Here is an 11,484-nt window from a genome sequence, read left to right on the forward strand (position 1 = left end):
TTATGGGTACATTCTGGAACCTTTGGATTATTGGCTTGACCCTCACCAACCTGGCGTTGGTGTTGTGGGTCCTGTTGGCCAACCGCAAGGTAGCGGTAAGCGATCAGGACGAAGAAGAAAACAAAACTACCGGTCACGTCTACGACGGCATTGAGGAGTATGACAACCCCTTGCCGCGTTGGTGGTTCATCATGTTTATCGTGACCTTTGTTTATGCCGGTGTTTACCTGTTGGTCTACCCCGGCCTGGGCTCCTGGCCCGGCTTGTTCGGCTGGACGTCAGTAAAAGAACTGCGCGGCCATCAACAACAGGCCGACGCACGTTATGCCGATACTTTCGGCATCTACGCCAATACACCTATCGAGCAATTGGCCCAAAATCCCGACGCCATGAAGATGGGCCTGCGCCTGTTTTCCAACAACTGCGCGGTGTGTCACGGCGCAGACGGCGGCGGCAACTACGGCTTTCCCAATCTGACCGACCACGATTGGTTGTACGGCGGCACGCCGGAAAAAATAAAGGAAACCATTACCCTCGGTCGTAAAGGCGCCATGCCGGCATGGGGTGCCTTGATGGGTGAAACCGGGGTGGTGAATGTGTCGGAATACGTGCTGCAAATGAGCGGTCAGGACCACGATGCCGCAAAAGCCGAACTGGGTGCAAAACTCTATAACCAGAACTGCGTGGCCTGCCACGGTGTGGATGGTAAAGGTAATCAGGCGCTCGGTGCGCCCAACCTGACCGACGACATCTGGCTGTACGGCGGCGAGCCGCAGGACATCCGCGCCACGCTGCGTAATGGGCGCAACGGTGTCATGCCTGCACAACAGGAGTTGCTGAAAGCGGATCGCATCCACCTGCTGGCGGCCTACGTGTACAGCTTATCGCTGGAGCAAGAGTAAGAAAAAAGAAAGGACATAGGGAAAAGGGAAAAGAAGAAAAAGAGTTGCCCTGGGTAACGAGTAGTTTTCTTTGAGTGACACAGCGTGGGAAGAGGGCGAGTTCATACTTTTTCCTTTTCCCTGATTTCTTTTCCCTTGATGAGGTTTTTCTTTTGAGTGTCAAGCCTGAAAACGCCGGTAAAGATCATTCTGAAAATGTAATCCGCTACGTCAATCTCTACGAAGCCGACGAAAAAGTGTATACCCGCCGCATCACCGGTTTTTATCAAAAACTGCGGCGCTACACTGGCTTGCCCTTGTTGGCGGGTTTTGTCCTCATGCCTTGGCTGATGATCGATGGCCGGCCGGCCATGTTGTTCGATCTTCCCGAACGTAAATTCCATATCCTCTGGATGACCTTCTGGCCCCACGACGGCATGTACCTGGCGTGGCTGCTGATTATTGCTGCGTTTCTATTATTTACCGTAACCGTACTGGTCGGACGCGTGTGGTGCGGTTTCACCTGCCCGCAAACTGTCTGGACGCAGATGTTTATCTGGGCCGAGTATGTGTTCCAGGGGGATCGCAACAAGCGCATCAAGCTTGATTCTCAGCCGTGGAACTTTGAGAAAATCTGGCGCAAAGGTGCGACGCAAACCTTATGGATTGTCATTGCGTTAATTACCTCGCTGACCTTTGTCGGTTATTTTGTTCCGATTCGCACATTAATCTACGAACTCGTTACTTTCCAATCGGATCTCGCGCCGGCGTTCTGGGTATTTTTCTTCACCGGCGCCACCTACATGAACGCCGGCTTTCTGCGCGAACAAGTCTGTAAATACATGTGCCCCTACGCGCGCTTCCAGTCAGTGATGTACGACAAAGACACGCTCACTGTGTTTTACAACTATGTGCGCGGTGAAAAACGCGGCCCGCGCAAGCTGGATGAAGATTACAAAGCCAAAGGCCTGGGCGATTGCATTGACTGCTCCTGGTGTGTGCAGGTATGTCCGGTGGATATTGATATACGCGATGGCTTGCAACCGGAATGTATCGATTGCGGCTTATGCGTGGATGCATGTAACACCGTGATGGACAAAATGGGTTACGAGCGCGGCCTGATCAGCTTCACCACCGAAGACGCGATTGAGAAGGGTCACACCAACGTCTTTCGCCCGCGCTTGTTGGGCTATGCCGTTGTCTTGATTGCGATGATCAGCGTGTTTGTCTATTCCATCGCCTCGCGCGTGCCGGTCGGTCTGGAAGTATTGCGTGATCGCGGCGTGCGTATGTACCGCGTGGCGGGTCAGGATATCCAGAACGTCTACACCATCAAGATCAACAACATGGATCGCCACGCGCACGTATACGATATTCAGGTGAGCGGTGATTATCCGTTTGAGGTACAAGGCTATCGCCCGGTGCCGGTTGAAGAGGGCGAGCTGTTGACCGTCCCCGTACGAATTGCTGTGCCGCGTGATGCGTTAAAAGAAGTTCAGACGGATGTAACCATTAAAGTGCAGGCGCGGGATAATCCTGAATTAACCGCAGAGCACACCACCAGTTTTATTGGTCCGCAGCTGCGTGGATATTAATTTTGTATTGGCGGGACGGTCGATGGTGCAAGCGTTTCTGAAAACGCATGAATACATCCCTGTAGCTCCCTCACGTCGTCCCTGACGTGAGGGTTTCAGAAACGCTTGCACCACCGCCCTTTGTGCCACGCTTAAACTTACACTTTACGAATGATTATTGATGAAAACTGAACAAGACATTAAGCCTTTTTATCGCCAATTCTGGTTCTGGTTTGTTTTCACGCCGTTAATTGTGGTGGTCTGTGTCTCCATGGTGACGGTAACCATTGCGTTCCGTCATGCCGACGATGTAGTAATTGACAACTATTACAAAGAAGGACGCATGATCAATCAAACCATGGAGCAGGATCGGCGCGCCGTGGAATTAGGTTTAACGGCGCAGTTGCGTTTTGATCGTACCACCGGCGAAGTGTTTTTACAGATACCGTCGCAGGATGCTGTGCCCGCGCAGTTATTGTTATTGCTCGACCATCCCTTTGAGGCAGATCTGGATCAGCAGGTGGTGTTACAGCAAACATCCAGCGGTCATTATCGCGGCAGCCTGGAGTTTAACCCGAGAAACAATTGGTACTTGTCTTTATTGCCGGTGCTGGATAAGCATCAGCGTAAAGCGGCGGAATGGTTGTTAAGTGGTGAGATTAATTTTTCGGTGAGCGATGAAACGCGGTTACAGCCGCGCATCGCCAGGGAATAGAAAATTTTCAACAGCTATTAAAAGGCGCCCAGTTGAAAATAAATATTGAAGTCGCCGCTAAAGGTGAAGCCATAACCGAGATACACCGGCCCCAGTGGCGTTTCACCGCCGAAATACACAATGGCAGAATCCAGCCATTCGTCTTCTTCGCCCAGATTGATGGGCTCTTCGAGCTTTGCTCCTTCGACGGCAAGCCCCATGCGCAGATCGCCGCTTAAACCCAGCGGCATATGGCCGATAATTTTTTCAGCGCGCAGGTGTGAATAGAAGGCGCCGTTGGTCCAGATCTGTTCGGTGGCGTAGCCGGATAAATTTAAAAAACCACCCAATAATTCCGCGTCGAATAGTGGCAGCTCATCGTCAATAGCGGTGACATACGACGTGCGCATCCCCCAGACATAATCACCCACCAGATAAGTGCCGCTGAGTTCTGTTTTGACCTTGCGATAATCCTGCTCGGCGGATTCAAAATAGCTGATGCCGCCGCTCCAGCCTTTGGAGGGAAAATACAATCGGTTACGGCCGTCAAAGACCGTCTCGGCGACCCAGCCATCGTAACGCTCGTCGATATCTGGTAACTCGACCACACCGATCTGCGAGCGGCCGCGGGTATGGTATTGCCGCCAACCGATTCTCGCTTGTCCCCAAATGCCAATGTTCCTGCCCATCAATAGTTGGGCATAGTCCGTTTTCAGGTCGTACTCGGCAATTTTTTCGTTGTCCAGATAAATACTGATTTCATCCCGTTGCGTCACGTAACTGGGTTCAATAAACCAGCTTTGGCGTTGATTGAGTGGTTGATAAAAGTCTACTTCGAAAGAGGAATTGCTGCCGAGATCCATCACCGCGAACAATTCACCGCCGTAGCGATTCAGCCAGACATTGCGAAACGCTGTGCGCAAATTCACGCTGGAACCTTCTCGCCGCTCTTCGTTGATGCTGAAACCAAAGGTCAGGTAATCCGACGAGGCTTTATTTTCGCGCGCGAGGATGGTGAGATTATTTTTACCATCGATATGCTGCACTTGATAATCCACATTATCAAAACCGCCCATGCCATAAATGCGGATTAAATCCACCTCCAGTTGCTCACGATTCAGAGTTTCGCCCTCCTGTTGGCGAATCAATTGCCGTATAAAGATCGGATTGACGCGCGTCATGGGTGCAATGGTGATGGTGTCGATGGTGGTGATCAGTTCGCGCTCATCGCGCAATTGTGCTTGCCAGGCGGCGTAATTCTGCGGGGCGACGGTGAATTCTTGCAGGTCGGCAACCCGCGCCTCGGCAGCAGCGTAACCGAGATCGGCCGCCTGTTTGTAGCGGGCGAATTCGGTGGCTGTGAGATCGCCCAGGTCCGGGGTGATATAAATATCGTTACTGCCCAGGCTGGCGATGGCGTGGGCCACATTCTGGCGCGTGAGGATCCCGATCATCTGCACGGTGACGCTCAGCAAAGAGTTCACGTTGTTGGCGGGTTTCAGTGGTGTTCCCACGTCGACGGCAATCACGCGTTCGGCGTTGCATAGTTCGCGCCCCACCTGGATCGGCACGTTGTCCACCAGGCCGCCGTCCACCAGTTTTGCACCTTCGTATTCCACCGGTGCCATAAAGCCGGGTACAGACATGCTGGCACGCATGGCGTGGGTCAGGCTGCCGCTTTTGAGCACCACTTTTTCACCAGTACCGATATCGGTCGCGATGATTGCCAGCGGCAGGCGCAATTCCTCAATCATGCGGCCACCAACATCATCGCCCACCAGCTGGTTGAAGAAGAGTTTGATTTTTTCACCGGACACCAGCCCCGAGGTGATCTGCAATCCCTCGTCGGACAAGCCGACCTCGGCTCCCGGCAGCAGGCCCTGCGTCACGCGCTTGGTGCGGTAGTTCATCTGTGAATAATCCGCTGAATCCAGAAACATATTGGTCCAGTCGGCCTCTTTTAATTTTGCGCGCATCTCAGCTGGCGACAAGCCCGCTGCATAGGCGCCAGCCACCAGGGCGCCCATGCTGGTGCCGGCAATACAATCAAACGGAATCCGCTCGCGTTCAAGGATTTCCAGCACCCCGATATGTGCAGCACCCCGGGCACCGCCGCCACCGAGAATCAAGGCAGTACGCGGACGCGATTCCGCCGTGTCGCTCTGTGCCAACAACGGGTGGCCAGGACACAAGGCAAGCAGCAGGATTAACAGGCGCAACGATAAGCGGTAGGGCATGGACGCATCCTTTGTCGTGGCTGAAGTGACGTAACGGTATAGGTGTAGCACAGCCGGGTGAAAAGTTACCCTCGAAGCCATGATTCAGCCTGCGCGATCAGCAGGGCTCGGCTATAATGACCGCGCGATTTTGCTTGCACCCGACGGACCGGTCAATCCATATCACCGGTGATCAACCAGTCTTTGACGTATCCTGAAAAGTGCCCATATCCGTGTCTATACCCGCATCCGATACTCCTCTTCCCTGTTACCACTGTGGCTTGCCTGTACCTGCCGGTGCGCATTTTCCGGTGACTATTGCCGCTAAAGAGGAATGGATGTGCTGCCCGGGTTGCCAGGCGGTGGCGATGGCCATTGTGGATGGCGGGCTGGAAAATTTTTATCGCTTTCGTACCGAACATAGCGCACGTCCAGGCACGCAAAAAGAGGTGCAAACCCGCTGGGACATCTACGACCTGCCTGATGTGCAAGCTGACTTTGTGCTTGACCTGGATGCAGGGCGCCAACTGCGCCAGGCGAACCTGTTACTTGAAGGCATCAGCTGTGCGGCGTGCAGCTGGCTGATTGAAACCCACCTGAAAAAACACCCGGCAATCCAGTCAATCACCATCAACATTACCACCCACCGTTGCACCCTTATCTGGGATGCGCAGCAACAACCGCTGAGCGAACTGCTGGCTGCCCTGGCGGAGATCGGCTACAAAGCTCGCCCCGCTACCGATGAGCAACAACAGGACCTGGTCAGGAAAGAAAACCGTATGGCCCTGTTTCGCCTGGGCGTGGCGGGCTTTGCGATGATGCAGGCAATGATGGTGGCGGTGGGTATGTACACCGGTGCAACTGATGCCTGGCTAAGTTTCTTGCGCTGGCAAAGTTTTCTGGTGGCTACCCCGGTGGTGTTCTTCAGTTGCTGGCCGTTTTTTAAGTCCGCCTGGCGCAGCATCAAAAGTCGCCATCTGGTGATGGACGTCCCGGTGGCCCTGGCTATTGGCCTCGCCTATATCGCCAGTGGCTGGGCCACCATCTTTGGCGGCGGTGAGGTGTATTTCGAATCCATCTCCATGTTCGCGTTTTTCCTGTTGCTGGGACGTTACGTGGAGATGCGCGCGCGGCATCGCAACCGTATGGCCTTCGGCAATCTCGCGCAGTTGATGCCGCTGAGCGCCTGTTGCCTCACCGAGCAGGATGGCCGCACTACCGAGCAACAGGTTCCGCTGAAAACCCTGCGGCCGGGTGATCGCGTATTGGTAAAAGCCGGAGAGACGTTTCCCTGTGACGGGCTGGTGGTGTCCGGTGAAAGTAGTGCCGTTGAGGCGATCCTGACCGGTGAGTCCCGGCCGGTGACCAAGCGGCACGGGGACGCGGTGATTGCCGGCACTCTCAACACCGACAGCCCGCTGGTGGTCAGCGTGACGGCAACCGGCGCGGCGACCCAGCTTTCGGCAATCGAACGGCTTGCCGCACAGGCGGCGGAGGAAAAGCCCGCCCAGGTAACCGTGGCTGATCGGATCGCGCGCTTTTTTATCGCGCGCCTGCTGGTGGTATGCGCGCTGGTCTTTGCTTTCTGGTGGTGGTACGACCCGGCGCGGGCGCTCTGGGTTACCTTGTCAGTATTGGTGGTGACATGCCCCTGTGCGCTGGCTTTGGCCATGCCCGCTGCCCTGAGCGCGGTGACCGTCAATTTGCGCCAGCAGGGTTTCCTGGTGGCGCGCGGCCATGTGGTGGAAACCCTGACCCAGGTGAATCGCGTCATCTTCGATAAAACCGGCACCCTGACCAAAGGCCAGTTTGGTATTGCCGAGGTACGCACCTGCGGTTCCCTGGATCAAACCCGCTGCCTGGCCATTGCGGCAGCACTGGAAGCCAGCGCCAACCATCCCCTGGCGATGGCGTTTCGCCACCTGAAGGATGTACCCACGGCCACCCGGGTTCGGCAGGTTACCGGCGCCGGGGTAGAGGGTGATGTGGCAGAAGATGACATGGGAGAGGGCAGCACGCCGGGAACTGGTGTGCCAGAGGTGCGCTATCGCCTGGGAAGTGTGGATTTTGTCGCGGCGCTATTTCCACCGGATACCGCGCGCCCGATCCTGCCCGACACCCGGCAACAGTGGCTGCTGTTGGGCGACCATCAGGGCCCCCTGGCCTGGATTGCCCTGGAGGATGAGGCGCGCCCCGGTGCAGCGGCGGTGGTTGCGGCCTTCCAGCGCGACGGGATAGCCGTGGAATTGCTCAGCGGCGATCAATCCGGTGCCGTGGCAGCCCTTGCCGAACCATTGGGTATCAGGGAATTTATCGCCGGCGCGCGGCCGGAGGACAAATTGTCGCACCTGCACCAGCGGCAGGCTCAGGGTGATAAAGTGCTGATGCTGGGAGACGGCATCAACGATGTGCCGATTCTGTCCGGGGCAGATATTTCCATCGCCATGGCCTCCGCTTCGGATCTGGCACAAACCCGCGCCGACGCGGTCTTGTTGAATGACAACCTGGAGGTATTGCACAAGGCAGTGGTATTGGCCCACCGCACCAAGCGGATCATCCAGCAGAATCTGCGTTTTTCCCTGGCGTACAACGTCCTGGCTTTGCCGTTGGCGGCCGCCGGTTGGGTTGCTCCCTGGCAAGCGGCAATCGGTATGACGGCCAGTTCGCTGGTTGTAATCTTCAATTCCCTGCGCCTGAGTGATAGCTCAGGGGCGGATCACCCCTAACGGCATTTGTTGTGGAAAGTTTTTATTTTTTGATTCCGATTGCATTGATCTTCGTCGCGATTGCCTTGCGCTTTTTGTTCTGGGCCATTCACAGCGGTCAGTACGACAACCTGGACACCGAGGCCCATCGCATCCTGTTTGATGAAGACAAGCCGAAAAAAACGGGGCCAAGTGAGCCGACACCACCGACGGATCCGGATCAAGTTGCGCCTGAATCCAAAGTACCTCAACCGACATCCCGCCAGGCCGAGCCGCCACATGATTGATTGGGCCCCGCTATTCACTGCCTTTTCCCTCGGCTTGCTCAGCAGCGCCCATTGCGTGGGCATGTGCGGCGGTATCATGGGGGCGCTGACCATGGCGATTCCGGCTGACGCCCGCCAGCGTCGTTTCCAGTTGTTGCTGACCTATAACCTCGGGCGGATCGGCAGTTACACCCTCATGGGTGTGTTATTGGGTGCATTTGCCGGTGCCCTCAGCGGTTGGGCCGGTGAAACCTGGCTGCGCATGGTAGCGGGCGTCCTGTTGATCGCCATGGGGCTTTACCTGGCGGACTGGTGGCGGGGGCTGATATATCTGGAGCGGGTGGGACGCTACCTATGGGCTTACCTGCAACCCCTGGGTAAACCCCTGATGCCGGTCAACAGTCTGCCCAAGGCAGCCCTGCTGGGGGTGATTTGGGGTTGGTTGCCGTGCGGCCTGGTGTATACCGCGCTCGCCTACGCGGCGGCCCAGGCGAATATCGGCCAGGCGGGTGGTGTGATGCTGGCGTTTGGCTTGGGAACCTTGCCCGCAGTATTGGCTACGGGTTTTGTTGCGCGCAAACTGGCGGGCCTGCTGCAGGCGCGCGGTGTGCGGATCGGATTTGCGGTATTGATTATTTTCTTCGGCATCTGGACGATGATGGGCGGTGGTCCCGGACACGACCATCATCAGCCGGAGGCCGAGAACACGCCACCCCACCAACACAGCGCTCCTGCTGGGGAACAACTCCATCATCACCACTGATGCGGTGTCTTTGTGAAGCTTTGTGACTCGTGTTAATGTGCGCGGCCCAACACACTTAAACAAAAAAATCATCCGGATGATGATTTGCAATCACTATAATCGAAATTGTGTTGTCTTATGCTTGGCTATATACCGAGTTAATTTTCCAGAGAACAAAAAATGATCAAGACCCTGGGTAATGGGTTAGTGGTGAGCGCGATCTTGCTGTTCGGTGCTGGGGCGCTGGCGCAAACAGAGTCTATTCCTGTAAAGGAGGTGGATCAGGAATGCGTTCGCTTTGAGCATGGCTGGCAAGAAGGCGATGTTGCCCGCGATAAAAATACACGTATCGATACCAATATTTTTGCGCAATACGAAGGCAAAACCATTCGCAATATTGCGTTCAATAACATCGATGTGTTCGATGAAAGTAATCCGGATGAAAACAACAGCCTGTATCGTTTTTTAAACAGGGTCCACGTCAATACCAAACCCCACGTCGTTAAGTCCCAACTGCTGTTTAAAGAAGGCGATAAAGTTAATCGCAAGATGATTCAGGAAAGCGCGCGTATCCTGCGTACCCGCAATTATTTATCAACGGCCTATATCGTGCCCGATGTCGTTTGCGATGATGAGATTGATATCCTGGTGGTAACCCAGGATTCCTGGTCGCTGGAACCGCAAGTATCGTTCAGTCAAAAAGCAGATGATAGTGAATCGGGTTTTGCGCTCAGCGATGATAATATTCTGGGGTCCGGTAACAGCGTGGTTATCGGTTACGAACAAACAGCGGATCGCAACAGCATCCGCTACAGTTTTTCCAATCCACATTTCCTCAACAAACCGGTATCGGTAAAACTTTCTTTCGCTGAAACCAGCGATGGTGATAACAGCTCAATTTATGTTGCCAAGCCTTTTTATTCATTGGCGACCCCTTGGGCAACCGGCATTCAGCTGGATGATATTTCCGAGGTCAGTGTGATTCGCTCTGGTGGTGATGTCATTAATGAATACCGTCACCAGCAGGTTTTCCAGGAAGCTTTTTTTGGTGTGGCGACCCATATCGATGATGATTATACCCGCCGGATTCTGGTTGGTTTTACCAAAGAAGAAGATACCTTTTACGAGATAGAAGATACCCTTCTCGGTATTCCGGAAGATCGCAAAGCCGTATACCCCTGGATCGGCTTCCAATCGCGGCACAATCAATTCGGTGTGTTTAAAAACGTTAACCAGATCCAGCGCGCAGAAGATATTGCGTTGGGGGTGAATACTGAATTTCGTATCGGTTATGGCGGCACTTCTTTGGATAGTGCGGATGAGATGGTTCGCTACAAAGGTAAGATCACTAATGTGGTGGACATGCGTAACCACCATATTCTGGAGATGAGCGCCGAGATGGATGGCCGCCACCACCTGGATTCCGGTCGCGACGACAGTTCGGTGGTCGGTGGTGAAATTGCCTACAACTATTTTATCAATGATAAAAACCGCTGGTACGCACGAGTTCGCTACGATGTGGGCCAGGATCTTTTGCAACACGAACAATTAACCGCTGGCGATGAAACCGGTTTGCGCGGTTATCCCACGGATTTCCAGCGCGGCGACCAGCGTTATTTGTTCACGCTTGAGCGACGTTATTTTTCTGATTATCACCTGTTCAATATTGTCCGTATGGGCGGTGTGCTCTTTTTCGACGCCGGTAAAGCCTGGGGCGATAAAGACGGTCAACCCAATCCGCACTTATCGAATATCGGCTTTGGTCTGCGCTTCAGCTCCAGTAAAGTTCGCGTAGGCAATGTGGTTCACGTAAACTTTGCCACACCACTGGCCGCCAAATCCGGTATCAGCGATTTTCAATTGCTTGTCAGCGCACAGCAAAGATTCTGATGTAGTCTTTTACAATTCGTGGTCAATAATCTGTAAAGGTGATTTATGCGTTTACTTCACACTATGTTGCGCGTGGGCAATCTTGATCGATCCATCGCGTTCTACACTGATATTCTCGGCATGAAGCTTCTGCGCAAGCATGATTATCCGGAAGGACAATTCACCTTAGCTTTTGTGGGGTACGGTGATGAAGCTACTCATTCGGTGATTGAGCTGACTTATAACTACGGCGTGGAAAAATATGAGTTGGGCACAGCCTATGGGCATATTGCTTTAGGTTGTGATGATGTCTATGCAACCTGCGAAAAAATTCGCGCAGCGGGTGGCAAGATTGTGCGGGAGCCGGGCCCGATGAAGCACGGCACAACGATTCTGGCGTTTGTTGAAGATCCGGATGGTTATAAGGTTGAATTGTTGGGAGTGAATTAATGATTCCGCAGAATGGCGGAGAGACCTGCGGGACACGCCGTGAATACATCCCTGTAGGCTCGTCACCGGCATCCCTGCCGGTGACGG

9 protein-coding genes are annotated in these 11,484 nt (G+C 54.2%); 8 read left to right on the forward strand and 1 reads right to left on the reverse strand.

All coding sequences use genetic code 11. From position 1 onward, the window contains the following. Positions 1 to 2: 2 nt before the first annotated feature. From ccoP to ACSV5M_RS20705, 3 genes are all read left to right on the forward strand, one after another. Positions 3 to 902 (forward strand): cytochrome-c oxidase, cbb3-type subunit III, encoded by a 900-nt coding sequence (gene ccoP, locus ACSV5M_RS20695; protein WP_439178675.1) that lies wholly within the window; start codon positions 3 to 5, stop codon positions 900 to 902. A gap of 152 nt (positions 903 to 1,054) precedes the next feature. Next, positions 1,055 to 2,476 carry a cytochrome c oxidase accessory protein CcoG gene (gene ccoG / locus ACSV5M_RS20700; protein WP_439178677.1) on the forward strand — a complete coding sequence of 474 codons (1,422 nt, stop codon included), beginning with the start codon at positions 1,055 to 1,057 and terminating at the stop codon, positions 2,474 to 2,476. Between the two features lie 160 nt (positions 2,477 to 2,636). Further along, positions 2,637 to 3,170 carry a FixH family protein gene (locus ACSV5M_RS20705; protein WP_439178678.1) on the forward strand — a complete coding sequence of 178 codons (534 nt, stop codon included), beginning with the start codon at positions 2,637 to 2,639 and terminating at the stop codon, positions 3,168 to 3,170. 17 nt (positions 3,171 to 3,187) lie between these two features. On the opposite strand, the gene ACSV5M_RS20710 is transcribed toward ACSV5M_RS20705, so the two are convergent. Beyond that, positions 3,188 to 5,386: a patatin-like phospholipase family protein gene (locus ACSV5M_RS20710; protein ID WP_439178679.1), complete on the reverse strand. Its 2,199-nt coding sequence runs from the start codon at positions 5,384 to 5,386 to the stop codon at positions 3,188 to 3,190. A 212-nt stretch (positions 5,387 to 5,598) separates the two neighbouring features. Here ACSV5M_RS20710 and ACSV5M_RS20715 point away from each other — a divergent pair, with 212 nt between their 5' ends. The 5 genes from ACSV5M_RS20715 to gloA all read left to right on the forward strand — a co-directional run bounded on the left by ACSV5M_RS20715 (position 5,599) and on the right by gloA (position 11,397). Continuing rightward, positions 5,599 to 8,091 carry a heavy metal translocating P-type ATPase gene (locus tag ACSV5M_RS20715; RefSeq protein WP_439178681.1) on the forward strand — a complete coding sequence of 831 codons (2,493 nt, stop codon included), beginning with the start codon at positions 5,599 to 5,601 and terminating at the stop codon, positions 8,089 to 8,091. 11 nt (positions 8,092 to 8,102) lie between these two features. Next, positions 8,103 to 8,357 (forward strand): cbb3-type cytochrome oxidase assembly protein CcoS, encoded by a 255-nt coding sequence (gene ccoS / locus ACSV5M_RS20720; protein ID WP_439178683.1) that lies wholly within the window; start codon positions 8,103 to 8,105, stop codon positions 8,355 to 8,357. Further along, a complete protein-coding gene (locus ACSV5M_RS20725; RefSeq protein ID WP_439178685.1) occupies positions 8,350 to 9,099 on the forward strand; it encodes a sulfite exporter TauE/SafE family protein in 750 nt (249 codons plus the stop codon). The genes ccoS and ACSV5M_RS20725 overlap by 8 nt, the downstream gene beginning before the upstream one ends. A 159-nt stretch (positions 9,100 to 9,258) precedes the next feature. Beyond that, a complete protein-coding gene (locus ACSV5M_RS20730; RefSeq protein ID WP_439178686.1) occupies positions 9,259 to 10,968 on the forward strand; it encodes a hypothetical protein in 1,710 nt (569 codons plus the stop codon). 45 nt (positions 10,969 to 11,013) lie between these two features. Next, the gene (gene gloA / locus ACSV5M_RS20735; RefSeq protein ID WP_439178688.1) at positions 11,014 to 11,397 is read left to right on the forward strand and encodes a lactoylglutathione lyase; all 384 of its coding nucleotides are present in this window, start codon (positions 11,014 to 11,016) and stop codon (positions 11,395 to 11,397) included. Positions 11,398 to 11,484 lie beyond the last annotated feature (87 nt).

The organism is Cellvibrio sp. ARAG 10.3, from assembly GCF_051846955.1.
Taxonomy (GTDB): domain Bacteria; phylum Pseudomonadota; class Gammaproteobacteria; order Pseudomonadales; family Cellvibrionaceae; genus Cellvibrio.